The following is a 22,555-nucleotide window of genomic DNA, read 5'->3' as shown; positions in this document are numbered from 1 at the left end:
TCAGGGGGCGAAAATCGACCAGTTCATCATCCTGGCCAGTTTTTCCAAGGCGATCGACCCCAGCTTGGAATTGCCGTTGGCGTTCAAGCCCGGCGACCATACGGCGAGCGAAGCAACACCCGGCACGATCCCCAATATGCCACCGCCGACGCCGCTTTTGCCGGGAATGCCGACACGGAAGGCGAAATCGCCGGAACCGTCATAGTGGCCGCAGGTCAGCATCATGGCGCCGATGCGCCGCGCCCGCTCGGCAGACACCACGGAGTGCCCGGTTGCCGGGTTTCTGCCGCCATTGGCGAGGAAGCGGCCGGCCAGCGCCAATTGCCGGCAGCTCATTGCGATGGCGCAATGGTGGAAGTACACGCCCAGCGCCAGCTCCGGTGCATGGTTGAGATTGCCGAAGGATTTCATGTAGTTGGCAAGCGCGAAGTTGCGATAGCCGGTGGCGCGTTCGGAAGCCGCGACCTCGCGGTCGATGATGATGGTTTCGTCATCGGCAAGGAACTGGATGAAGCGCAGGATTTCGCCGATCGCCTCGCGCGGCTGGTGGCCGGCAAGCAGTATGTCGGACACGACGATGGCGCCGGCATTGATGAACGGATTGCGCGGAATGCCGTTCTCATGCTCGAGTTGCACGATCGAGTTGAACGGATTGCCCGACGGCTCGCGTCCGACACGCTGCCACAGCGCGTCGCCGACATTGCCGAGCGCCAACGTAAGCGTAAACACCTTGGAGATGGACTGGATCGAAAACGCCTGGTCGGCGTCGCCGGCGACCAGCACGCGGCCGTCATTGGTCACGGCGGCAATGCCGAATTTCTTCGGATCGACCTTGCCGAGCTGCGGAATGTAGGTGGCGACGTCACCGCAATCGGTGCGCTCGGCCATCTCGGCGGCGACATCGGCCAGCGCTTGTTCAAGATCCGGCATGCTCGTCCCCGCTTTTCAGCCAGCGCTCGATGCGCGCCATCGCCTCGACCATGTCGTCATGGCTGCCGGCATAGGAAAAGCGCATCGTGCGGTGGCCCTGAAGTGGATCGAAATCGCGGCCGGGCGTCGCCGCCACATGCGCCCCGGCCAGCATCTTGCGCGCAAAGGCCATGCTGTCATTGGTATGCCGGGTAACATCGCAGAAAGCGTAGAAGGCGCCGTCCATCGGCGCCGCCAAGGGAAATCCGAGTTCCGGCAGGCGCCGCATCAACAGCTCGCGGTTCCAGGCGTAGCGCGCCTTTACCGCTTCCAGCTCTTGCGTCGCCTTGAAGGCTTCGATCGCCGCGATCTGCGACAGTTCCGGCGGCGAGATGTAGAGGCTCTGGGCGATGCGCTCGATCGGCCTCACCAGAGCTTCCGGCAGCACCATCCAGCCGATGCGCCATCCGGTCATGCAATAATATTTCGAGAAGGAATTGATCACCGTCACGCCTGAGCCATGGGCCAGCGCCGTGGTGTCGGGCGCGGCATAGGCCAGCCGGTGATAAATTTCGTCCGATATCACCGCGATGCCGAGTTCTTCGGCTGTCCTCACCAGTGCCGACAACTCGTCGACGGGAATGACCGCACCTGTCGGATTGGCCGGGCTGGCGAACAACACGCCCTTCAGCGGTTTTTCCCGGTGCGCCGATTTCAAATGTTCGGCATGAAGATAGGCGTCGCTGCCGAGCTCGATCTCGACGATCTGGATACCGAGCGCGGCCATGATGTTGCGGTAGGCCGGATAGCCGGGTGCTGCGATGGCGACGCGGTCGCCGGGATCGAACATCGCCAGGAATGCCAGATTGAAGGCGGCCGACGATCCCGTGGTCACGGCGATCCGGTTCGGCGCGACATCGATCCCGTAATGGTCGCCACAATGCGTCGCGATCGCCTTACGCAGATCCGCCAGACCGAGCGTGTCGGTATAGCCGATGCGTCCGATCCTCAGCGCATTTGCGGCTGCTTCCCTCACGCCCACGGGCGCCGGATCGGATGGCTGGCCGACGGCCATGGACACGACAGGCACGCCCGTCGCCTTCAGCCGGTTGGCTTCGGCCAGAATGTCCATGGCGTGAAACGGCTCGACTTCACCGCGGCGCGACAGCGAAACTACCATTTGACCTCAATCTTTCCGTCCGGCCCGCCGCTCAAAGCCATCAACCGGCGGCAGCGCCGCACAAATGCCCGATTGATGTGAGGATCACAAGTTCGCCTAGTTTCGGTGCCGTGACTTTTCATCGTTCGCCCGCTCGTTTACCAGTGGACCTCATGCTGAGCCGACCCAAATCGACGATGTCCAAATCTTCCATCGGGAAGACAGCGCGCGGCTTCGCGACGCTTTTGCTTGCCGCCGCCGTCGCTGTCACCGGCTCGGTGACGGCCTTCGCGCAGGCGGTGCCGGTCGTGCGCGATGCCGAGATCGAGGCGCTGGTGCGCGACTATGCGCGGCCGATCTTCAAGGCGGCCGGTCTTGCCAATGACGGTGTCGATATCGTTCTGGTCAACGATCAGAGCTTCAACGCCTTCGTTACCGGGCGCCGGCTGTTCATCAACACCGGCGCGCTGATGCAGGCCGAAACGCCCAACGAGATCATCGGCGTCATCGCCCACGAGGCCGGCCACATCGCCGGCGGCCATCAGCAGAAATTGCGCGACCAGCTCGAGCGCGCCAAGACCATGGCCATCATCGCCACGCTGCTTGGCGCCGGCGCCATCGTTGCCGGCGCCACCACCAACAGCCGCGGCCTTGCCGGCGCCGGCATGGGCGTGGCTGCGGGCGGCGGCGAGATGGCGCAGCGCAGCATTCTTGCCTACCAGCGCACCGAAGAGTCGACCGCCGACCGCTCTGCCATCACCTATCTCAATGCCACCGGCCAGTCCGGCATGGGCATGCTGAAGACCTTCGCCCGCTTCCAGAGCGCGCTGTCGCTTTCCGGCACGCAGGTCGATCCCTACCGCATCAGCCACCCGATGCCGCAGGAGCGCATCGCCAATCTCGAAGTGCTGGTCAAGCAGAGCCCTAACGTCGACAAGGTCGATCCGCCGGCACTGCAGCAGCGGCACGACATGATGCGCATCAAGATCGCCGCCTATATGGGCGGCCAGGCCGCCGCCACGCGGCTGATCCGCAAGGCCCCGGGCAGCCTCGCCTCGCGCTATGGCGAAGCGCAGATGGCCTATCTCTACGGCAATCTGGGTGCAGCACTGACCAAGGCCAATGCATTGATCAAGGAACAGCCGAAGAACCCCTACTTCCAGGAAATGCGCGGCGACATACTGATGAAGGCCAACAAGCCCAAGGACGCCGCGGACGCCTATGCCAAGGCGGTCAGCCTCGATCCGGTGAGGTCGGGCCTGTTGCCCGTTTCCCTCGGCCAGGCGCTGATGGCCATCGGCACGCCCGACTCGCTGAAGAAGGCGGTGGTGCAGATCAACAACGGTCTCGGGCGCGACAAGGAAAACACGGTCGGATACCGCTATCTCGCCCAGGCCTATGGCGAGCTTGGCAACATTCCGGCGGCGGAACTCGCCACCGCCGAGGGCCACTTTTATTCCGGCGATTACACGAATGCGAAAATTTTCGCCATGCGCGCGCAAAAAGACTTGAAGCGCGGCGAGCCCGGCTGGATTCGGGCGCAGGACATCATAAACTACAACCCTTCAGGCAAACTCAAGAAATGAACCTTCCGGTCGCCCGCGGCGACTAGGATAGACCGGAACCGGTAAAGAGGATGAGACGATGAACAAGGCAATATTGCTCGGCACGACGGGAGTGGCGGCTGCTCTTGCCATGCTCGCTTTCGGGTTCGTCGCCGGCAGTCCGCAGGTGGCCAAGGCCGGCACGGCGCAGACCGTGCAGACCGCCTCTGCCGACACCAAGATCGATCGCACTGAGGTCGAGGGCATTATCCGCGACTATCTCCTGAAGAACCCCGAAGTGCTGCTCGAAGTGCAGGAGGCGCTCGAGGCCAAGCAGAAGGAAGAGCAGCGCATAGCCAGCCTCGGCGTCATCGAGAAGGCCAAGTCCGAGATTTTCAACTCGACCTTCGACGGCGTCGTCGGCAATCCGAAGGGCAAGGTCACCATCGTCGAATTCTACGACTACAATTGCGGCTTCTGCAAACGCGCCATCGACGACATGCAGGCTCTGACAAAGGCCGATCCGGAGCTGCGCTTCGTGCTCAAGGAATTCCCGATCCTCGGGCCGGATTCGCAAAAGGCCAGCGTCGTCTCGATGGCTTTCCACCTGATGCATCCGGAGAAATACGGCGAGTTCCACAACGCCCTGCTCGGCGGCCAGGGCCGCGCCACCGAGGCGGCGGCCATCAAGGTTGCGCTGTCGCTAGGCGCCGATGAGGCGAAATTGCGCGAGAAGATGAAGGACCCGACCATCACCGAGGCCTTCTCCAAGACCTTCGACCTCGCCAACAAGCTGGCCATCACCGGAACGCCGTCCTATGTCGTCGGCAATGAAGTGGTGTTCGGCGCGCTCGGCCAGGAAGTGCTGGCCGAAAAGATCGAGGCGGCGAAAGCCGCGCTCTGATCTTGCACGCGAGCCTTCTCACGGGCACATTTCCGCCTGTTGTGGACAGTGAAAGATCGCACTTGTGCTCTTTCCGCGGGCGGCTATGCCCATTATAGAAGGCCCTGCGCGCCGGCTTGAGGCCGGCGTCGGAAAAGGTCGGCATTTTTGAAAACGATTTTCGTCCTGAACGGCCCCAACCTGAACGCGCTCGGCAAGCGCGAGCCGGGCATCTATGGCGGCAAGACGCTTGCCGCGATCGCCGACGACTGTAAGCAGGCGGGCGCCGCCCTTGGCCTCGAGATTGATTTTCGCCAGTCGAACCATGAGGGCGACCTCGTCGACTGGATCCAGGAAGCCGGCGACAAGGCAGCCGGCATCGTCATCAATCCGGGTGCCTACAGCCACACCTCGATTGCCATTCACGACGCCATCCGCGCTGTCGCGCCGCTGCCCGTCGCCGAAGTTCACCTCTCCAACATCCACGCGCGGGAACCATTCCGCCACGTCTCCATGGTCGCGCCGGTCGCTGTCGGCATGATCTGCGGGTTCGGGCCGCTTGGCTACTCGCTGGCGCTGCAGGCGCTGGCGGCACGCCTATGACCGGCCCACAAACAGAAGGCTCGAAAATGTCGATAAAGAAGACCGGTGTTGACCAGCAACTGATCCGCGATCTCGCGGGCATACTGAACGACACCAATCTCACCGAGATCGAAGTCGAGCTCGGCGACCTGAAGGTGCGCGTGTCGCGCCAGGCGCCGGCCGTCCACGCCATCGCCGCCCCGCAGGCCGGTTATGCTCCGGCAGCGCAGCAGCCCGCGGCGGGCGCGGCTGCCGCACCAGCAGTGGCCGACCCGTCCAAGAACGCGGTCCCCTCGCCGATGGTCGGCACCGCCTATCTCGCGCCCTCGCCCGACGCCAAGGCCTTCATCGAAGTCGGCCAGAAGGTCAAGGAAGGCCAGACGCTGCTGATCATCGAAGCGATGAAGACGATGAACCAGATCCCTTCGCCGCGCGCCGGCACGGTGACGGCGATCCTGTTCGAGGACGGCCAGCCGGTCGAGTACGGCATGCCGCTCGTCGTGATCGAGTAGAGCGGGCCGGATGTTCCAGAAGATCCTCATCGCCAACCGCGGCGAAATCGCGCTTCGGGTGCTGCGCGCCTGCAAGGAACTCGGCATCCAGACCGTGGTCGTGCATTCGACCGCCGACGCTGACGCCATGCATGTCAGGCTCGCCGACGAAAGCGTGTGCATCGGTCCGCCGCCGTCGCGCGACAGCTATCTCAACATCCACCAGATCGTCGCAGCCTGCGAGATCACAGGCGCCGATGCCGTGCATCCGGGCTATGGCTTCCTGTCGGAAAACGCCAAGTTCGCCGACATTCTCGCCGCCCACAACATCACCTTCATCGGTCCGTCGGGCGACCATATCCGCATCATGGGCGACAAGATCGAGGCCAAGCGCACGGCAAAGCGGCTCGGCATTCCGGTTGTGCCGGGCTCCGACGGCGCCGTCACCGACCAGAAGGAAGCCAGGCGCATTGCCGCCGAGATCGGCTATCCCGTGATCATCAAGGCTTCGGCAGGCGGTGGCGGGCGCGGTATGAAGGTCGCCCTTACCGAAGCCGATCTCGAGATCGCCTTGCAGACAGCCAGCACGGAGGCCGGCGCGGCCTTCGGCGACGATGCCGTCTACATCGAGAAATACCTGGAAAAGCCGCGCCACATCGAGGTGCAGGTATTCGGCGACGGCGCCGGCCGCGGCGTGCATTTCGGCGAGCGCGACTGTTCGCTGCAACGCCGCCACCAGAAAGTCTGGGAAGAGGCGCCCTCGCCGGCCCTCAACGCCGAGGAGCGCGCCCGCATCGGCAATATCTGTGCCAAGGCCATCGCCGACCTCGGCTACTCCGGCGCAGGCACCATCGAATTCCTGTACGAGAATGGCGAGTTCTACTTCATCGAGATGAACACGCGGCTGCAGGTCGAGCATCCGGTAACGGAGGCGATCACCGGCATCGATCTCGTCCACGAACAGATCCGCGTCGCCTCCGGCGGCGGGCTTTCGGTGCGCCAGGAGGACATCAAGTTCAACGGCCACGCCATAGAATGCCGCATTAATGCCGAGGACCCGCGCACCTTCACGCCTTCGCCCGGCACGATTACGCATTTCCATACGCCTGGCGGTCTCGGCATCCGCGTCGATTCCGGTGTCTATTCCGGCTACAAGATCCCGCCCTATTATGACAGCCTGATCGGCAAGCTGATCGTGCACGGCCGCAACCGCGTCGAATGCATGATGCGGCTGCGCCGGGCGCTCGACGAGTTCGTCGTCGACGGCATCAAGACGACGCTGCCGCTGTTTCGCGACCTGGTCGGCAATGCCGATATCGCCAATGGCGACTACGACATCCACTGGCTGGAAAAGTATCTGGCCAAAGAGGAATAGCGCCCGACTTGCCGCTATGATGCCGCGATGACCCGTCCTTACGCTCCCGGCTATCGCATTCCGACCGACCTGTTGCTCAAGGCCTATGCCTCGGGCGTCTTCCCGATGGCCGAGAGCGCTTCCGACCCGGAAGTGTTCTGGGTGCGGCCGGAGACGCGCGGCATCATACCGCTCGATGGCTTCCACACGCCGAAGAGCTTGCGGAAGACAATTCGCAAGCACCCGTTCGACATCCGCTTCGATTTCGATTTCGAGGCGACGATCGACGGCTGCGCCGAAAAGCGCGAGGAGCGCCGCTCGACCTGGATCAACGCGCCGATCCGCGAAGCCTATATCGAACTGCACCGTCTGGGGCACTGCCATTCGGTCGAGGCATGGCGCGAGGAACGGCTGGTCGGCGGCCTCTATGGCGTCTCGCTCGGTCGCGTGTTCTTCGGCGAAAGCATGTTCGCCCGGGAAACCGACGCGTCCAAGACCTGCCTGTATCATCTGGTCGAGCGGCTGAAGGCGCGCGGCTTTGCCCTGCTCGACACGCAATTCACCACTGAGCATCTCAAACGCTTCGGCGCGGTCGACGTGCCGCGCGTCAAATACGAGAAGATGTTGGCCGACGCGCTGAAGGGCGAAGCCGTTTTTTATCCCTGACCGGAGACCGAGCGGCCGAGCCGGCTCGACCGGTGAAAGGGGTCAGCCCTTCGCGGTTTCCATCGGCGTCTGCGAATGGAACATCATCTTCCAGCCGTTGACACGATGAACATAGCCGGTGCTAACCAACGCGGCGTAGGGCTCGCCGTTTTCTCGTGTCGCATGAGCCTCATAGGTCAGCATGATAATGTCGCTGCCGGGCTCGATGATACCCTTGAGGTCGATCTGAAGGTCGCGCCAGCGGTTCGGCTTGGTCGCGGTCTTGGCCAGATCGGCATTGTCCATTGCCTGTGCCATCTCAGGAAATGCTACCAGGCATTCTGTGTCGACATTGGCGGCGTAGTAAGCTTCGTCGCCCGTCCAGAACCCCTTTTCGAGTTCGAGCAGGTCGTCTTTGCTGGCCGTGATCCGTTTGCTGTCCGACATCAGAATATCCTCCAAGCGCATAAATGCGTCATCGTCCATGGCCCAACGCATAGTTGCCACCACGGTTCCGGAGGATCAGTTGGTGTTGGTCGCGTCAGGTTCCGTAGGGTCCGGCTGTTCGGCGGCCGGAGCAGCGGCGGGCTTTGGCTTGGACGTGTCGACCTTGGGCGTCTCGGCATTGGCCGCGTCGGGCGGCGGCACATCCGACTTCTGCTTGCAGCCCTTTAGCCAGACGTCATAGACGGCGTGCTCGACGGCGTTTAGGCCGGGGCTCTCGGCGAACATCCAGCCGGTGAAGATGCGGCGGATCTTGCGGTCGAGCGTGATTTCGTCGACTTCGACGAAGGAATCGGTCTTCGGCTCTTCATTCTCCGGCCGCGAATAGCAGATGCGCGGCGTCACCTGCAAAGCGCCGAACTGCACGGTTTCGTCGATGTAGACATCGAAGGTGATGATACGGCCGGTGATCTTGTCGATGCCGGCAAATTCGGCGACCGGATTGGTGATGCGATCGGAGATTGCGGGTGCTGCCGCAGGCGCCTGCGCCGCGGCAAACGCTGTCGGGAACATGGCGACAGCGCCAATTGCCGCCAGTCCGGCCATCGATGTCAGGCTGAAAATGTTCATGCGGAGATACCGGTGGTTTGGGCCCGGGTGATTCTGTCACGCCCAAGGCTATTCGCCGTTGTCATATCAGCAAGCAGCTAAACGCCAATTGTGGCGACAAAGGACCGGCCGGCGGTCAAGAACCAGGCGTCCACGCATCGTAGTCGCCCGTCACCTGCGGACGGTGCTGATTGGTGAGCACGGAACCCTTCGGGCGATAAGCCGCCGGTGTTCCCGTGAGGTTCGGCTCATGCGCCTTTTCCCATTCGCGCGGCCGATAGTCGTCGCTTGGCGGCGCCACATCGACGCGGTGATGCATCCAGCCGTGCCAGCCCGGAGGGATCGCCGACGCCTCCGAATAATTGGCGTAGATGATCCAGCGGCGGGTGCGGCCTTCCGAATCGACGCCGCCTTCGTAGTAGACATTGCCGGCCCCATCCTGGCCGACCTTGTTGCCGTGGCGCCAGGTGTGAAAACGGGTTCCCAGCGTCTGGCGGTTCCACCAGGTGAAAAACTGCAGAAGGAAAGTTTTCATTCAGATCCTCGCGGGCGCGCGGCGGTGGCTGTTCCCTGCTTATGGCGTCAGGCCTTGGCGAAGGCAAGGGTTTTGCGGCGCCTGCGGCACTGACGGCATGCCGAAACGCTCGGTCATTGGCCGATCCATTTCGCACCTGCGAACCGACGCTTGCCAAGCCGGCTGCGTCTTCCTAAAGCTCTCATCGCCCGCCCGGCGCTGCCGCATGACCCCGAAAATCGAAATCGATTTTCGGAAAGGATCATGCGCAAACCAAAGTGCTACAGCGTCCTTTGCGCGTCCACGGGACGCGCGGCGCTGTAGTCAACGCCGGCTGCGGGAGGTGAGGAATGGCCTTAGCTGTCGCCAGGATCAGTGCGGAGACAATACGCGCCCGCAAGGGCGGCGTGCCGGTCGTATGCCTTACCGCTTACACCTATCCCGTCGCCCGCCTGCTCGACGATCATGTCGACCTTCTCCTGGTCGGCGACAGCGTTGCCATGGTGCTGTATGGCCACAAGACCACGCTCGGCGCCTCGCTGGAGATGATGATCGCCCATGGCCAGGCCGTGATGCGCGGTTCGTCAAAGGCCTGCGTGGTGGTCGACATGCCGGCCGGCAGCTACGAGACTTCGGCCGCGCAAGCCCTTGCCTCGGCGCGCCGCATCTCTGAGGAAACCGGCTGCGAGGCGGTGAAGCTGGAAGGCGGCGTCGAAGTCGCCCTCCAGATCGCCGCAATCGTCACGGCCGGCATTCCAGTGATGGGCCATATCGGCTTGCAGCCGCAATCGGTGGAAAAGGACGGTGGCTACAAGATCAAGGGCCGCACGCCGGAGAATGTGGCCGCGCTCATGCGCGACGCCGACGCGGTCGCAAAGGCCGGCGCGTTTTCGCTGGTCATCGAAGGCACGGTCGAGACCGTTGCCGCCGACCTCACCCGGCACATTACCATTCCTACCATCGGCATCGGCGCCAGCCGCGATTGCGACGGCCAGATCCTGGTCATCGACGACATGGTCGGCCTGACGGTCGACCGGGTGCCGAAATTCGTCAAGGAATACGCCGATTTGCGCAGCGCTGTCGCCGATGCCGCGGCGCGTTATGCGGCGGAGGTGCGCAGCCGCACCTTCCCCGGGCCGGGCCACGTCTTTTCAGCCGCGAGCGACAAGGACAAGGCATGAACCGGCCCCCCATCCGCCAGCCGCTCGTCGTCGACACCGTGCCCGGCCTTCGCGCGCAGATCCGCGAATGGCGGCGCGAAGGCCTGAGCGTCGCCATGGTGCCGACCATGGGCGCTTTGCATGACGGCCATATCTCGCTGGTCGGGGCTGCGCTCGCAACGGCCGATCGCTGCGTCGTCTCCATCTTCGTCAACCCGGCCCAGTTCGCCCCCACTGAAGATCTCGACAAGTATCCGCGGCAGCTGGCCCGCGATCTCGACCGGCTGACCGAGGCCGGCGCACAGCTTGCCTTCACGCCTACGGTTTCCGAAATGTATCCGGCAGGCTTTGCGACGAAGATTTCGGTCGGCGGCCCGTCTTCTGGCCTGGAATCGGATTTCAGGCCGACCTTCTTCGAGGGCGTCGCCACGGTCGTGGCCAAGCTCTTTCTGCAAGCCCTGCCCGACTACGCCATCTTCGGCGAAAAAGACTACCAGCAGCTTTGCGTCGTCCGAAAGCTCTGCCGCGATCTTGACCTTCCGGTGGAAATCGTCGGCGCGCCAACCGTGCGCGATGCGCATGGCCTGGCAATGTCGTCGCGCAACGCCTATCTCGACGCCGCCGAGCTCGACGTCGCGCGACAGCTCAATGTCATCTTGCGCCAGACGGCGGCAGCGCTCGCGGCCGGTGCCGATGAAAACGGCGTGACCGGTAAAGCCACTGCCGCGCTTCTCGAGGCAGGCTTCGACAGCGTCGACTATGTCGCCGCGCGCGAGAGCCTGACGCTCACCTCGTGGCGGCGTGACGGCGATGGCCGCCTGCTTGCCGCGGCGTGGCTTGGCAGAACCAGGTTGATCGACAATGTGGAAGTTTACTCATTTATTCCCTGAAAAATTCCAATTCCGTTCACTTTGATTTGTATCGCAGAGCGGCCCGAGCGCTCTTAGACAACGGCTCATCAGGTACGTTCTGGCCAGCCCGTAAGCGCTCACGATACACCGAACGCCGCTGTGAGACGTTTCACAGACGTAACCAAGCCGGCTATGTTGTGTGCGACCCCAGGCAGAGACAGTGTGTGACCTGCCACTACGCTGCAATCCTTACGAGGCTCTACGTGTCTGTCCAGGCCAACATAGTCGGTCGCGCCCTGCCGCAGATCGTCGAGGCAATCTACGATTCGATTGTCGATGTCGGCCGTTGGCCATCGACGCTTGAATCAATCTGCAAATTGGCGCTCGGCCGGCTTGCCATGCTGGCGGTCGTCGATACGGCGAGAAACTCGGCCCGGTTTTCGACTTCCTGCGGCGATCCGGTTCTGCTTGAGCCGCTGCAGCGCGACTACGCCTGCGAGGTGCCCTTTTTCAAGGCGGTGCCGAAGATGGAAGTCGACATACCGTTGACCGTCGACAGCGTCTACGCCCTGCAAGGCCCTGACGCCCGCCAGAACTGGCTCGAAAGCCGCATCGTGCGCGAGTGGGTGGAACCCAACCGTCTCGACGATTTCTTCTGGGTAGCGCTGATGAAGCAGCCGGCGCGCACCGGCACGCTGATGGTGGTTACCGACAAGGACAGGCCCCAGATTTCAGCCAGGGATATCGACCTGATGTCCAGGCTCGCCCCCCATGTCCGGCGTGCGGTGACCATCGGCGACCTGTTCGAGGCCGAGCGGCGCAAGGCCGACATCTTTCGCTCGATCCTTGAGAGCCTCGACCATCCAGTGCTGATCGTCGCCGACGATATGCAGATCATTTTCGCCAATCCGGCAGCCGAAGCCCTGCTCACCGAAACCGCCTCAGTGTCCTCGGTGCGCGGCCAGCTGTCCTTCGCTTATGCCAACGCCAACACCGCCATCGGCCGCGCCGTCCAGCTCGGCACGCGCGACGAATTCGCGCTCGGACCGTCCGGCATCAACATTCCGCTGGTGAAGGCCATGTCTCCGGCGGTGGCGCATGTCATGCCTCTGGCGCGACGCGACATTTCGGCCCGCATGTCGCCGCGCGCCGCCGCGGCCATCTTCATTGCCGCCGCCGGCGCCGCATCAGTGCCGGCGCTGGAAGCGATCGCTGCGCTGTTCGGACTGACCGCAGCGGAAAAGCGTGTCGCCGGCCATGTCGCCGCCGGGCTGACACGGCGTGAAATCGCGGCTGCCAGCGGCGTCTCGGACGGCACCGTCAAATCACAGCTGGCAACCATCTTCGACAAGACCGCCACCGGCGACCAGCGAGAGCTGGAACTCCTGATGCGCGAATTGACGCCGCCGCTGCGCTCGGCCTGAAGCCATACTCGGAGCCAATCATCAAATTTTTCAACTATTTGCCGGTACGCAGGCGTAATCCACAATACCAAGCCGGCATCGTTGCAATTCGGCCAAAATCATGGTGCGGTTCTGCTCCGGTCCGGAGACGGTGCATCGTGCACGACCGGACGTGGAAAACCATTTCCTGGGCGGTCCCGAACTTGATACCGACACGAATTGAACGGCTGCTGCCTTACCTCTTCCTGCTGGCCCTGCTTTGCATCGCGCTCGCTTTCCGTCCGCTACTGCCGGTCGACGAGACGCGTTATCTCAGCGTCGCCTGGGAGATGTATCTCGGTGGACATGTCTTCGTACCGACGATGAACTTTGCGCCCTATCTGCAGAAGCCGCCGCTGTTGTTCTGGCTCATCGATCTCGTCTGGAACATCTTCGGTGTGAGCCGCGCGGCGGCGATGCTCGTCATCTTCGCTGCCTCGTCGCTGGTCATCTGGCTGACGACACTTCTGGCCAAAACCCTGTTTCCCGAGCGCCCGGAAATCGCCAGTCGCATCCCCTGGCTGGTGGCCGGCAGCACCGTCTTTGTCATCTATTCGACCCTGATCCTGTTCGACATGCTTTTGACGGCCTGTGTGGTCGCCGCACTGCTGGCGTTGCTGGGCTTCGCCAGGACCGGCAACCGCTGGCAGGCGGTGCTGGCGGGTCTCTTCATCGGGCTCGGCGTGCTGGCCAAAGGCCCGGTCGTGCTCATTCACATCGGCGCGCCCGTCCTGCTCTATCCCCTCTGGCGTGACCGGCGAGCCGGCCTTGCCCCTTTGCAGTTCTTTGCCGGAGCCGGCCTGGCAATTCTCGCCGCCCTTGTCCCGGTCGCTATATGGCTGGCGCCCGCGACCATCCTGACCAAGGGCAGTTTCGTCTACGATCTCGTCTGGAACCAGTCGGCAGGTCGGGTTACCGGAAGCCTGCACAATTCGCATGGCCGGCCGTTTTACTTTTACCTGATGCTGTTGCCGCTCATGTTCGTGCCCTGGGCCTTTATCCCCCCGGTGTGGCGGCTGAGGCCGGTTGCCCGGATACGCAGCCTGATCGACACCAAATCCCCGGATCTGCGTGCCCTGCGCCTGCTGTCGTTCTCGTTCATTGCGGTGCTGCTGGTCTTCAGCGCCATATCCGGCAAGCAGCCGCACTATGTCGTGCCGGCACTACCGTTCGCGACCATTCTGCTGGGCTATTTCATGGCCGAGATTTCAGTCGCCAGGCTGAGGGCGACGGCCTTTGTCATGCTTGCCCTTTTCGCCATCGGCCACGCCGCCGCCTCGGCGACCGTGTTCAAACGCTACGATCTCACGCAGCTGGCGAGCTTCATCGACGAACGAAAGGACGCCGACTGGGCCGTCGCTTACGACTATCAGGGCGAGGTCGGTTTCCTTGGGCGAATAGAGAAGCCATTCGAGAACGCCGACAAGCCTGAGGAATGGCTCAAGTCTCACCCCGGCGGCTACGTCATCGAAAAGCAATCGAAAGATCCGGGCACATCCGAACAGATCGCCTTCCGGCAGCCGGTGGAACGCGGCTATCTGGTCGTGCTGAAAGGACAGCACTGAGCGTTTCGTCGGGCGCCTATCCCAGCGGTTTCTCGAAGATCAGCGCCGGCAACCCCGAACCGCCGCCGCAATCGGCGGTGCTGCCGACCGGCAAAAATCCCTTCGAACGGTAGAAGGCGATGGCCGGCACGTTGGCCTCTTCCACCTCGACGCGCAACCTGTTCGCCTCGGGAAAGCTGGCTTCGACCTCGTCCAGCAAGGCCTGGCCGATGCCTTGCCGCTGGCAGGCCGGCAGTACATAGAGCTGGTTCAGCAGCACGATCTTCGCATCCGTCGTTGCGGCGGCAAAAGCCATGCCGCCGATACGCTTGCCGTCATCGGCGACCAGGAATTCCGAGTTCGGCCTTGTCAGCCGCGCCTTGAGCGAGGCGATCGAATGCCAGTCGTCGGTAATTTCGATCACCCGCTGGGCGCCATAGATCGCGTCGTAGGTTGCGTGCCAGGTTTCGACCAGCAGCGCGCGGACAGCGGCAAGGTCACGTTCGCTGGCGGTGCGGACGAACATTGTTCTATTCGATACCGAGCTTGGCCTTGACCAGATCGTTGACCGCCTGCGGGTTGGCCTTGCCGCCGGTGGCTTTCATCACCTGGCCGACGAACCAGCCGGCCATGGTCGGCTTGGCGCGAGCCTGCTCGACCTTGTCGGGGTTGGCGGCGATCACCTCGTCGACCGCTTTCTCGATGGCGCCGGTGTCGGTGACCTGCTTCATGCCGCGGCTTTCGACCAACTGGCGCGGATCGCCGCCCTCGTTCCAGACGATCTCGAACAGATCCTTGGCGATCTTGCCGGAGATGGTGCCTTCCTTGATCAGGTCGATCACGGCACCGAGCTGCTCCGGTGTTACAGGAGCATTTTCAATGCCCTTGCCGGCCTTGTTAAGCTGGCCGAGCAGGTCATTGATGACCCAGTTGGCGGCAAGCTTGCCGTCGCGGCCCGAGGCCACCTGCTCGAAATAGTCGGCGATCGGCTTTTCCGACACCAGGATCGAGGCGTCGTAGGTCGACAGGCCAAGTGAAGAGATCAGGCGCGCCTTCTTGTCGTCGGGCAGTTCCGGCAACTCCTTGGCCAGCGCGTCGACATAGGCCTGATCGAATTCCAGCGGCAAAAGGTCGGGATCGGGGAAGTAGCGGTAGTCATGCGCCTCTTCCTTGCTGCGCATCGAGCGCGTCTCGCCTTTGACGGCGTCGAACAGCCTGGTTTCCTGATCGATCTTGCCGCCATCCTCGAGGATGGCGATCTGGCGGCGCGCCTCGAACTCGATGGCCTGGCCGATGAAGCGGATCGAGTTGACGTTCTTGATCTCACAGCGCGTACCGAATTCGCCGCCGGGCTTGCGAACGGAGACGTTGACGTCGGCGCGCATCGAGCCTTCGTCCATGTTGCCGTCGCAAGTGCCGAGATAGCGCACGATGGTGCGCAGCTTGGTGACATACGCCTTGGCCTCGTCGGCGGAGCGCATGTCGGGCTTGGAGACAATCTCCATCAGCGCCACGCCGGAGCGGTTGAGATCGACATAGGACATGGTGGGATGCTGATCGTGCATCGACTTGCCGGCGTCCTGCTCCAGGTGCAGGCGCTCGATGCCGATCTCGATGTCCTCGAACTCGCCCTGCCGGTCGGGACCGACCGAAATGACGATCGTGCCTTCGCCAACGATCGGCTGCTTGAACTGCGATATCTGGTAGCCCTGCGGAAGGTCGGGATAGAAATAGTTTTTCCGGTCGAAAACCGACTTGTGGTTGATCTGCGCCTTCAATCCGAGGCCGGTGCGGATCGCCTGCTTGACGCATTCCTCATTGATGACCGGCAGCATGCCGGGCATGGCCGCGTCGACCAGGCTGACATTGGCGTTGGGCGCCGCGCCGAAAGTCGTCGACGCCCCGGAAAACAGCTTTGCTTCCGAGGTCACCTGCGCATGGACCTCGAGGCCGATGATGATCTCCCAATCGCCGGTAGCGCCGGGAATAAAACGTTTGGCATCGGGCGTGCGGGTATCGATAAGGGTCATGGTGGCCTGCGCTTTTGGCTCGCGAAAACTGCGATTTTCGCGAATTTGGGTATCGGTCTTCGCTAGTGCAAACCGCTTCGCGAGACAAGCGCCCAAAGCAGCGCAGAGCAGTGGGCTGGCCTTTTCAGCCCCTTTCGGCCGCTCGGCAACCGATAGAATGAACGCCGCCGGCCGGTATTCGGTCGGCGGTTTCTTCGTCAGGTCAGGCCGTTGCGATATAGGCCCTGATTTCGTCGGCCTCGCGCTCGACATCCTCGATGCGGCGCTTGACCACGTCGCCGATCGACACGATCCCGTCGAGCAGCCCATCCTTTTCCACCGGCAGATGGCGGAAACGGCCTTTGGTCATGATCTCCATCACCTCGTTGACCGTGTGGTTCTCGTTGCAGATCTTCACTTTCGGCGTCATCGCCGAGCGTACCGTTATATCAAGTGCGGCAGCGCCTTCCCTGGCAACGACCCGCACGATGTCACGCTCGGAAAGGATGCCGACGATCTTGCGATCGCCATTGGTGATGACCAGTGCACCGATCTTGTGGTCGGCCAGGATTCGAATGGCTTCGCTGAGCTTTACATTCGGCCCGAGCGTGAACACGTCATGGCCTTTTCTCTCGAGAATTGCCTTAACCGTCATGGCGTCCTCCTCCTCCTGCTTGGCTAGCCAGCTCCCGCCCTGACCGGCTTCACATAAGAGTGAACATCGTGCGCCGTGATCGGTTGCTTTTCAAGTGTGCCAGTGGGGTGTGCCAGTGGGGTGCGCCAATAGAGTGCGCTAGTCGGGGGTGCGCTGGTCGTCGGGGATCTCCCATTCAGGCGCCCGCCAGCGCCGGTCGAACCAGCGCAATCCGAAGAAGCCTGCGACGAGGCCGCCAATGTGCGCTTCCCAGGCGATCTGGCCGGGTTCTCCGAGCCCGAGACCGTAAAGGCCGGTGGCGAGATTGATGACCATCCAGGCGCCGAGAAAATTGACGACGCCGCGCATGCGCAAAACCATTGCGATCGGCAGCACGGGACCGGCAAAGGCCGCCCTGCCGGAGGAGCGGTCGGTACGGAACCCGAAGCGAGCCGCCGCACCCATCATGCCCGATATCGCCCCGGAAGCGCCGACCAGCGGTGCTTCGCCATATGGATGGACCGCCCAGAACAGCACCACCGCGGCCAGCCCGGTGGCGGCGAAAAACAAGGCGAACCAGAACCAGCCGAGACGGTTGGCCAGCGGCGACCCGAAGGCGGCCAGCGCAACCATGTTGATGGCAATGTGAGCAACGCCGCCATGCATGAAGGCATAGGTGAAAGGACGGGTGAAGAGGAACCAGTCGAAACCGTATTGGCCGGTGTAGAGGACCGGAATGAAGGCGCCATCGGTGAGCAATGTTATCTGCTGCTCTTCGGTCAGCACATATTGCTGCAGCAGGAAGACGGCGACGCAGATGCCGATCACCGCCAGCACCACCGGTGGCAGGTTGAACACCGGCTCGCGGCGCGGCGGCGGCGCCTCCGCGGTCTGTTCGGTCTCCAGGGGGCCGGCCGGTTCGCTCATATGCTCTGATCCAGGGATTTGCGTGTCGCGAGCATCTAGGCCATGCCCGGACAAATCACAAACTACGAATCACAAAGCGCGAATCACAAACCGCGAATCAAAAAGAAGCCGTCCAAGGTTTCCCTTGAACGGCTGGTCGAGCCCCCTGCTCCCCTAAAACTATTGACCGAAGTGCTGTTGGTCGTCGCGAAACGACCGCTTCTGGAGTGGTTTTGGTGTGCCATGGCGAGCCTGTGCGCGCAACGTAAACCGTTTGTTAACCTTAACGTCCCCGACCCGTGAACAAGTCTTAACGACGCTGGCACGCATCCTGCTCCGGAACGCATGTAGGTCATCGGAGGGCGCCCTTTCTGTTCACCGATGGGACCATCAGACGGCAGAATGCGCGGAGTTTCATAGCATGAACCAGAACGGATCAATCGCGCTGTTCCATTATTGGAATCGCCTGCGTCATGGACGTCCTGCCCCAAAGCGTTCGGAAGTCGAACCGGCCGATATCAAGGCGCTTTTGGCCGACACCTTCATCCTGGAAAGGGATACGCGCGGCGAAGCGGTGTTCCGGCTTGCCGGCACCAGGCTTTGCGCCGGCTACGGCCGCGAACTCAAGGGTTTTTCGTTCCCCTCGCTATGGCGCGAGAAGGACCAGCGGCTGGTGTCGCGCCTCATTCACGGCGTTTTCGAGCAGAAATCCGTGGTGCTGATCACTTATGAGGGGTTCAGCCGCAGCGGCCGGTCCAACCACTTCGAACTGCTTGCGCTGCCGCTCGACGGCGGCGTCGAGAACCCGCGCTGCCTCGGCGTCATCAGCGCCGTGGAAAAGCCGTTCTGGCTGGGCGCCGACCCGATCACCGACGCGCTGATCGACGCCATCCGCGTCATCGCTCCCGACAAGGAACCGATGTTCCTGAAAAACCGTCCGGAAATATCCGTTCCTTCGCTGGCTCCCACCGAACTCGAAGCGGCGGAGACCATCTCGGCGCTCGGTCGGTCGCGCCGTATCCGCCACCTCGTCGTGTTCGACGGCGGGCGCGAGCAATAGTCTCCAAGCCGGCGCTAATCTTAACTATCGGCGACCCACTTTTCTCCTTTGTTAACCTGCTTGGCTGTAGTTTTGGCCGAGATTCCACGCACGACGCGGGAATGCCAACGGGGTGTAGGCAGTCATGAGGTCAGCGGCGGTCGAATACGCACCGTCCCGCGCCGAAAGGCGTAACTTTCAGCGCGTCCGGGTCAAGATCTACGGGCGCTTCATGCTGGAGGACCGCACCGAACACCCTTGCCAGGTCGTCGATATGTCACCGGGCAATGTCGCGTTGCGCACCGAGCGCGTCGGCATGCCGGGCGAAAAAATCATTGCCTATATCGATCATATCGGCCGCATCGAGGGCGTGGTGACGCGCACCTCGCAGGACGGCTTCGCCATGACCGTCATTGCCTCGGATCGCAAGAAGGACAAGCTTGCCGCGCAGTTGACCTGGCTCGCCAACAAGCATGAACTCGACCTGCCGGAAGACCGTCGCCACGAACGCGTGGCGCCGCGCAACCCGACAAGCGTCCTGCAGCTCACCGACGGGCGCCAGTATCAGTGCCGCATCATCGACCTGTCGCTGTCGGGCGCGGCGGTCGAGATCGACGTCAAGCCGGCGCTCGGCATCCAGGTCATGCTGGGCACCATGCGTGGCCAGGTGGTGCGTCATTTCGAGGATGGCGTTGCCATCGAATTCGCCGTCATCCAACGCCCGGAAACGCTCGATTCCGAGTTCAACGCCCCGCGCGCCTGAACGATCGGCAACAAGCAGCAAAAACGAACCGGCCCTGCGCGGCCGGTTTTTTGTTGCCGGCGTTCCGCCTGCCTCTCCAGCTTGTAGCGGCACGCAGCAAATCCACGGCTCCACCCGGAAATCCGCGCCCCGACACCGCGGTTTTACGCCGAGACCCTGAACGATTTTATACTCAAATAGATCAAATTTTACGCGTATTCTATTGAGGTTTTACTCAATGTCTACTTCGGGTTTTTGCGTCAAATAAATCCAACGCTGTCATTGTCTCCTCAAACGGGGAGACTGACGAATGGCAAAGACGTGGGGCAAGCTGTTGCTCTTGGCAATGGCGATGCAGCTTTCCGCTTGGGGAACGGCGCAAGCAGCAGGACCGGCCTACATGCACACTGGCGGCCGCACGACACAGCCGGTCGGTCACTACGAATTCTGCCAGAAGCTGCCGCAGGAATGCGCTCAGCGCACGCCGAAGCAGGCGCCCGTCGAACTGACGCGCAAGCTGTGGGCGGCGATCGTCGACGTCAACAATTCTGTCAACACCCGGATCGTGCCGCGCACCGATATGGAAATGTGGGGCAAGGAAGAGGTCTGGTCCTATCCCGACAGCGGCTTCGGCGACTGCGAGGACTATGCGCTGGAGAAGCGCCGCGAATTGATGGCGCTTGGCGTTCCCGCCGGCAATCTCTTGATGACCGTAGCGCGCCAACAAAATGGCGACGGCCATGCGGTGCTGACCGTGCGCACCAGCCTCGGCGAGTTCATCCTCGACAATCTGGAGTCCAAGGTGCTGTCCTGGACCGACACCGACTACACCTACCTGAAGCGCCAGTCCGACCAGAATTCCGGCGTGTGGGTGACGATCAACGACGGCCGCGCCGACGCGGTTGCCAGCGTCCGCTAAAACGCCATCACAGAGGTCAAGCACATCGAATAATGCGACGTGCCTAACGAGAAAGCCCGGTCGAGTCCCCACCCTCCCCGTCCCCAACGACCGGGTTTTAAGGAGCCGGCCCCGTCCCCGGGCCGGCTCCACCATTTCAGACCATGATCCCGAGCCGAAGGACCGCGTCAGCGAAAGCGAGAAACGATTTTTGCTGCGCTGACCTGCCGTTCGGAAAAGATCAACGTCAAACATTAATAGAGTTCAGGCCTTCTTCAGCCCGGCCTTGAAGCGCTTGCCATTGGCGACATAGTGCGCGGCCGAGACGCGCAGCCTGGCAACCGCGGCATCGTCCAGCGTCCTGATCACCCGCGCGGGCGAGCCGACGATCAGGCAATTGTTGGGGAACTCCTTGCCCTCGGTGACCAGTGCGCCGGCGCCGACCAGCGAGTTCTTGCCGATCCTGGCGCCGTTGAGCACTATGGCGCCCATGCCGATCAGGCTGTTGTCGCCGATCGTGCAGCCATGCAGCAAGGCGCGGTGGCCGATCGTGCAGCCCGGCCCGATCGTCAGGGGAAAACCGGGATCGGTGTGCATCACCGTATGTTCCTGGACATTGCTGTCGGCGCCGATGACGATCGCCTCGTTGTCGCCGCGGATGACCACGCCAAACCAGAAGCCGGCATTGCGACCGACGCTGATGTCGCCGATCAACGTCGCGTCCGGCGCGATCCAGTTGCTGTCGGGATCCTCGAAACGGGGCGCTTTTCCGTCGATTGCATAGGTCGGCATTTGCAGTCTCCGATTCGTCGCAGGCCGGGACAAACCCTAGAACAATCCTAGGAAAACCGCGTAGCGGTTTCCCCCAGCAATTGCCTCAAGGCAAATACCGCGCCAGCGATTCCACCAAAAGCTGAAGCGCACCAGGAGAGCCAATGCCCCAGGAGGCAATGGCGATCAGCACGATGCCCAGCGTCAGCGCCCAGGCGATCACCGTGCAGCCGCAGGACACCAGCATCAGCGTCGAAATGCGGCCCTCGCGCCGCGCATCGAGCGCATCGTTGGCGAGCATGAACGGCCCGGCGCAAGCGGTCGCGGCCAGCGAGCGCAGGATGTACGCCGGCGACACATAAGGCTCGGCAAAGGCAAGCCGGCGGCCCGCCGCCAGTTCCATCACGGACCCAGTAAGCCCGCAGGCGGTGAGGCCGACGGCGAAAGCGAAGAGAACGGGCAGTAGCAGGCTCATCTTTACCTTCCGTTTACCATGAAATCGCACAGTCGCGTCCAGCGCAGCAAGAGCCATGCCGCGGCATGTGTGCCGCCCAGGGATAGAGGGCGGCGACTATGGGGATTGCGATGAAGCAGGCAGCGACCGCAGAAGAGTTCAACGTCGTCGATTCCGTGCTGATGAAGCGGGTGTTCTATGCTTTTGCCGCATTGGCGCTGCTGTCGCTGGCGATCAGCCTTGGCGGAAAATGGTTCGGCCGCTCGATCGCCATGGCCGGCTACACCGACGACACCACGGTCCACAGGGTAGTGATCGGCAACAATGTCATTGCCGTGCCGGCCAACGCCATCCGCTTCCTGCAGGCGCGGCGCGACGGCATCGCTTCGCGCCTCGACCTCTATCTGCGCTATCCCCAGATGGACGGCTACAGCGAAGCCGCCCGCGACGATTTCAACCACACGGGGGCCGCCAAAAACATCATCTTCCTGTCGTTTGAACCGCAGATGATGTCGCGCGACATGAGCGGCCGTTTCGCGCCGATCTATAGCGCGCTCATCAGCCAGCCCGGCGCGCCCGGCCCCGGCGGCACGACGATTTACGGTTTTACGGAAAAATCAGGCTATCTCAACGAGGTGCTCGCGGTCGCCGGCCGGGCCGGCAAGGACCCGTTCGTCGCCCGCTGCCTGAGCGGACCGAGCGCTGAGGAATCGCTGGCGCCCTGCGAGCGCGACATCCAGGTCGGCGACAGCCTCAGCCTGACCTACCGCTTTCCCCGGGAGTTGCTGGGCAACTGGCCGGCGCTTGACGCCGCTATCGTCGCCGAGGCCACGCGCGTCTTAAAGACCGCACGGTAGCGGCCCTCTGCTTTTGTCATACACGGGCGCGAAGCCGCGCGGACCCGAGGATCCGTTCCATGCCCTTAAGGCAGCGAAGCGGTGCAGAATTACTGTTGGGAAGCAGCAGAGGCA

General features: G+C 62.7%; 25 protein-coding genes. 14 read left to right on the top strand and 11 right to left on the bottom strand.

The features are described from left to right. A complete protein-coding gene (locus NKJ75_RS11070) occupies positions 1–930 on the bottom strand; it encodes a glutaminase (protein WP_023691223.1) in 930 nt (309 codons plus the stop codon). Beyond that, positions 917–2,089: a pyridoxal phosphate-dependent aminotransferase gene (locus NKJ75_RS11065; protein WP_023725769.1), complete on the bottom strand. Its 1,173-nt coding sequence runs from the start codon at positions 2,087–2,089 to the stop codon at positions 917–919. The genes NKJ75_RS11070 and NKJ75_RS11065 overlap by 14 nt, the downstream gene beginning before the upstream one ends. Positions 2,090–2,241: 152 nt before the next feature. Between NKJ75_RS11065 and NKJ75_RS11060 the strand changes: the two genes are divergently transcribed. The 6 genes from NKJ75_RS11060 (at position 2,242) to aat (ending at position 7,588) form a co-directional block, all read left to right on the top strand. Beyond that, a complete protein-coding gene (locus NKJ75_RS11060; RefSeq protein WP_023691221.1) occupies positions 2,242–3,654 on the top strand; it encodes a M48 family metalloprotease in 1,413 nt (470 codons plus the stop codon). A gap of 58 nt (positions 3,655–3,712) precedes the next feature. Next, a complete protein-coding gene (locus NKJ75_RS11055; protein WP_023667484.1) occupies positions 3,713–4,516 on the top strand; it encodes a DsbA family protein in 804 nt (267 codons plus the stop codon). 147 nt (positions 4,517–4,663) lie between these two features. Further along, on the top strand, positions 4,664–5,098 hold the full coding sequence (aroQ, locus tag NKJ75_RS11050) for a type II 3-dehydroquinate dehydratase (protein ID WP_023667485.1): 435 nt from the start codon (positions 4,664–4,666) through the stop codon (positions 5,096–5,098). 26 nt (positions 5,099–5,124) lie between these two features. Further along, positions 5,125–5,589: an acetyl-CoA carboxylase biotin carboxyl carrier protein gene (gene accB / locus NKJ75_RS11045; RefSeq protein WP_023681496.1), complete on the top strand. Its 465-nt coding sequence runs from the start codon at positions 5,125–5,127 to the stop codon at positions 5,587–5,589. 10 nt (positions 5,590–5,599) lie between these two features. Further along, the gene (gene accC, locus NKJ75_RS11040; protein ID WP_023681497.1) at positions 5,600–6,943 is read left to right on the top strand and encodes an acetyl-CoA carboxylase biotin carboxylase subunit; all 1,344 of its coding nucleotides are present in this window, start codon (positions 5,600–5,602) and stop codon (positions 6,941–6,943) included. Between the two features lie 27 nt (positions 6,944–6,970). Beyond that, entirely contained in the window at positions 6,971–7,588 is a 618-nt protein-coding gene (gene aat / locus NKJ75_RS11035) for a leucyl/phenylalanyl-tRNA--protein transferase (protein ID WP_023681498.1), read from the top strand. Between the two features lie 42 nt (positions 7,589–7,630). Here the strand turns inward: aat and NKJ75_RS11030 are convergent, their stop codons facing one another. The 3 genes from NKJ75_RS11030 to NKJ75_RS11020 form a co-directional block, all read right to left on the bottom strand. After that, a complete protein-coding gene (locus NKJ75_RS11030; protein WP_023667489.1) occupies positions 7,631–8,014 on the bottom strand; it encodes a hypothetical protein in 384 nt (127 codons plus the stop codon). A 75-nt stretch (positions 8,015–8,089) separates the two neighbouring features. After that, positions 8,090–8,641: a DUF2155 domain-containing protein gene (locus NKJ75_RS11025; RefSeq protein WP_023681499.1), complete on the bottom strand. Its 552-nt coding sequence runs from the start codon at positions 8,639–8,641 to the stop codon at positions 8,090–8,092. 115 nt (positions 8,642–8,756) lie between these two features. Continuing rightward, on the bottom strand, positions 8,757–9,155 hold the full coding sequence (locus tag NKJ75_RS11020; RefSeq protein ID WP_023710575.1) for an NADH:ubiquinone oxidoreductase subunit NDUFA12: 399 nt from the start codon (positions 9,153–9,155) through the stop codon (positions 8,757–8,759). Positions 9,156–9,484: 329 nt separating this feature from the next. Here NKJ75_RS11020 and panB point away from each other — a divergent pair, with 329 nt between their 5' ends. The 4 genes from panB (at position 9,485) to NKJ75_RS11000 (ending at position 14,152) form a co-directional block, all read left to right on the top strand. Beyond that, the gene (gene panB, locus NKJ75_RS11015; RefSeq protein WP_023744843.1) at positions 9,485–10,315 is read left to right on the top strand and encodes a 3-methyl-2-oxobutanoate hydroxymethyltransferase; all 831 of its coding nucleotides are present in this window, start codon (positions 9,485–9,487) and stop codon (positions 10,313–10,315) included. Further along, positions 10,312–11,184: a pantoate--beta-alanine ligase gene (gene panC, locus NKJ75_RS11010; RefSeq protein ID WP_444849040.1), complete on the top strand. Its 873-nt coding sequence runs from the start codon at positions 10,312–10,314 to the stop codon at positions 11,182–11,184. Before panB ends, panC begins: the two co-directional genes overlap by 4 nt. Before the next feature lie 224 nt (positions 11,185–11,408). After that, entirely contained in the window at positions 11,409–12,569 is a 1,161-nt protein-coding gene (locus NKJ75_RS11005; RefSeq protein WP_023738939.1) for a helix-turn-helix transcriptional regulator, read from the top strand. Between the two features lie 137 nt (positions 12,570–12,706). Then, on the top strand, positions 12,707–14,152 hold the full coding sequence (locus tag NKJ75_RS11000; RefSeq protein WP_155923526.1) for an ArnT family glycosyltransferase: 1,446 nt from the start codon (positions 12,707–12,709) through the stop codon (positions 14,150–14,152). Between the two features lie 16 nt (positions 14,153–14,168). Here NKJ75_RS11000 and NKJ75_RS10995 read toward each other — a convergent pair whose 3' ends face one another. The 4 genes from NKJ75_RS10995 to NKJ75_RS10980 all read right to left on the bottom strand — a co-directional run bounded on the left by NKJ75_RS10995 (position 14,169) and on the right by NKJ75_RS10980 (position 17,701). Beyond that, a complete protein-coding gene (locus tag NKJ75_RS10995; RefSeq protein ID WP_023710580.1) occupies positions 14,169–14,657 on the bottom strand; it encodes a GNAT family N-acetyltransferase in 489 nt (162 codons plus the stop codon). 4 nt (positions 14,658–14,661) lie between these two features. Then, on the bottom strand, positions 14,662–16,161 hold the full coding sequence (gene gatB / locus NKJ75_RS10990) for an Asp-tRNA(Asn)/Glu-tRNA(Gln) amidotransferase subunit GatB (RefSeq protein WP_023688375.1): 1,500 nt from the start codon (positions 16,159–16,161) through the stop codon (positions 14,662–14,664). Between the two features lie 202 nt (positions 16,162–16,363). Further along, the gene (locus NKJ75_RS10985) at positions 16,364–16,795 is read right to left on the bottom strand and encodes a CBS domain-containing protein (protein ID WP_023667498.1); all 432 of its coding nucleotides are present in this window, start codon (positions 16,793–16,795) and stop codon (positions 16,364–16,366) included. 138 nt (positions 16,796–16,933) lie between these two features. Next, positions 16,934–17,701: a rhomboid family intramembrane serine protease gene (locus NKJ75_RS10980; RefSeq protein WP_023667499.1), complete on the bottom strand. Its 768-nt coding sequence runs from the start codon at positions 17,699–17,701 to the stop codon at positions 16,934–16,936. A 400-nt stretch (positions 17,702–18,101) separates the two neighbouring features. Here NKJ75_RS10980 and NKJ75_RS10975 point away from each other — a divergent pair, with 400 nt between their 5' ends. The 3 genes from NKJ75_RS10975 (at position 18,102) to NKJ75_RS10965 (ending at position 20,380) form a co-directional block, all read left to right on the top strand. Next, a complete protein-coding gene (locus NKJ75_RS10975; protein ID WP_023833720.1) occupies positions 18,102–18,740 on the top strand; it encodes a PAS domain-containing protein in 639 nt (212 codons plus the stop codon). A 124-nt stretch (positions 18,741–18,864) separates the two neighbouring features. Continuing rightward, positions 18,865–19,482, top strand: a complete 618-nt coding sequence (locus tag NKJ75_RS10970) for a PilZ domain-containing protein (protein ID WP_023667501.1) — start codon at positions 18,865–18,867, stop codon at positions 19,480–19,482. A gap of 289 nt (positions 19,483–19,771) precedes the next feature. Continuing rightward, positions 19,772–20,380, top strand: coding sequence for a transglutaminase-like cysteine peptidase (locus tag NKJ75_RS10965; protein WP_023695381.1), 609 nt, complete (start codon positions 19,772–19,774; stop codon positions 20,378–20,380). Positions 20,381–20,623: 243 nt separating this feature from the next. On the opposite strand, the gene NKJ75_RS10960 is transcribed toward NKJ75_RS10965, so the two are convergent. Together NKJ75_RS10960 and NKJ75_RS10955 are read right to left on the bottom strand one after the other, a co-directional pair. Then, the gene (locus NKJ75_RS10960) at positions 20,624–21,151 is read right to left on the bottom strand and encodes a gamma carbonic anhydrase family protein (protein ID WP_023715799.1); all 528 of its coding nucleotides are present in this window, start codon (positions 21,149–21,151) and stop codon (positions 20,624–20,626) included. Positions 21,152–21,236: 85 nt separating this feature from the next. Further along, on the bottom strand, positions 21,237–21,605 hold the full coding sequence (locus tag NKJ75_RS10955) for a DUF6949 family protein (RefSeq protein ID WP_352499652.1): 369 nt from the start codon (positions 21,603–21,605) through the stop codon (positions 21,237–21,239). Positions 21,606–21,715: 110 nt separating this feature from the next. Here NKJ75_RS10955 and NKJ75_RS10950 point away from each other — a divergent pair, with 110 nt between their 5' ends. Further along, complete coding sequence (locus tag NKJ75_RS10950; protein ID WP_023667505.1) at positions 21,716–22,441, top strand: hypothetical protein; 726 nt, start codon at positions 21,716–21,718, stop codon at positions 22,439–22,441. The last annotated feature ends 114 nt before the right edge of the window (positions 22,442–22,555 follow it).

Source organism: Mesorhizobium sp. M0058 (genome assembly GCF_040323095.1).
Taxonomy (GTDB): domain Bacteria; phylum Pseudomonadota; class Alphaproteobacteria; order Rhizobiales; family Rhizobiaceae; genus Mesorhizobium.
The sequence above is the reverse complement of the archived record's forward strand: the minus strand, read 5'-3'. Positions and strand labels throughout refer to the sequence as shown.

Bases quoted from the DNA above. Each gene is read 5' to 3' on its own strand.
- NKJ75_RS11070 (WP_023691223.1), bottom strand. From the start codon at position 930: ATGCCGGATCTTGAACAAGCGCTGGCCGATGTCGCCGCCGAGATGGCC.
- NKJ75_RS11065 (WP_023725769.1), bottom strand. From the start codon at position 2,089: ATGGTAGTTTCGCTGTCGCGCCGCGGTGAAGTCGAGCCGTTTCACGCC.
- NKJ75_RS11060 (WP_023691221.1), top strand. From the start codon at position 2,242: ATGCTGAGCCGACCCAAATCGACGATGTCCAAATCTTCCATCGGGAAG.
- NKJ75_RS11055 (WP_023667484.1), top strand. From the start codon at position 3,713: ATGAACAAGGCAATATTGCTCGGCACGACGGGAGTGGCGGCTGCTCTT.
- accB (WP_023681496.1), top strand. From the start codon at position 5,125: ATGTCGATAAAGAAGACCGGTGTTGACCAGCAACTGATCCGCGATCTC.
- accC (WP_023681497.1), top strand. From the start codon at position 5,600: ATGTTCCAGAAGATCCTCATCGCCAACCGCGGCGAAATCGCGCTTCGG.
- aat (WP_023681498.1), top strand. From the start codon at position 6,971: ATGACCCGTCCTTACGCTCCCGGCTATCGCATTCCGACCGACCTGTTG.
- NKJ75_RS11030 (WP_023667489.1), bottom strand. From the start codon at position 8,014: ATGTCGGACAGCAAACGGATCACGGCCAGCAAAGACGACCTGCTCGAA.
- NKJ75_RS11025 (WP_023681499.1), bottom strand. From the start codon at position 8,641: ATGAACATTTTCAGCCTGACATCGATGGCCGGACTGGCGGCAATTGGC.
- NKJ75_RS11020 (WP_023710575.1), bottom strand. From the start codon at position 9,155: ATGAAAACTTTCCTTCTGCAGTTTTTCACCTGGTGGAACCGCCAGACG.
- panB (WP_023744843.1), top strand. From the start codon at position 9,485: ATGGCCTTAGCTGTCGCCAGGATCAGTGCGGAGACAATACGCGCCCGC.
- panC (WP_444849040.1), top strand. From the start codon at position 10,312: ATGAACCGGCCCCCCATCCGCCAGCCGCTCGTCGTCGACACCGTGCCC.
- NKJ75_RS10995 (WP_023710580.1), bottom strand. From the start codon at position 14,657: ATGTTCGTCCGCACCGCCAGCGAACGTGACCTTGCCGCTGTCCGCGCG.
- gatB (WP_023688375.1), bottom strand. From the start codon at position 16,161: ATGACCCTTATCGATACCCGCACGCCCGATGCCAAACGTTTTATTCCC.
- NKJ75_RS10985 (WP_023667498.1), bottom strand. From the start codon at position 16,795: ATGACGGTTAAGGCAATTCTCGAGAGAAAAGGCCATGACGTGTTCACG.
- NKJ75_RS10980 (WP_023667499.1), bottom strand. From the start codon at position 17,701: ATGAGCGAACCGGCCGGCCCCCTGGAGACCGAACAGACCGCGGAGGCG.
- NKJ75_RS10975 (WP_023833720.1), top strand. From the start codon at position 18,102: ATGAACCAGAACGGATCAATCGCGCTGTTCCATTATTGGAATCGCCTG.
- NKJ75_RS10970 (WP_023667501.1), top strand. From the start codon at position 18,865: ATGAGGTCAGCGGCGGTCGAATACGCACCGTCCCGCGCCGAAAGGCGT.
- NKJ75_RS10965 (WP_023695381.1), top strand. From the start codon at position 19,772: ATGGCAAAGACGTGGGGCAAGCTGTTGCTCTTGGCAATGGCGATGCAG.
- NKJ75_RS10960 (WP_023715799.1), bottom strand. From the start codon at position 21,151: ATGCCGACCTATGCAATCGACGGAAAAGCGCCCCGTTTCGAGGATCCC.
- NKJ75_RS10955 (WP_352499652.1), bottom strand. From the start codon at position 21,605: ATGAGCCTGCTACTGCCCGTTCTCTTCGCTTTCGCCGTCGGCCTCACC.
- NKJ75_RS10950 (WP_023667505.1), top strand. From the start codon at position 21,716: ATGAAGCAGGCAGCGACCGCAGAAGAGTTCAACGTCGTCGATTCCGTG.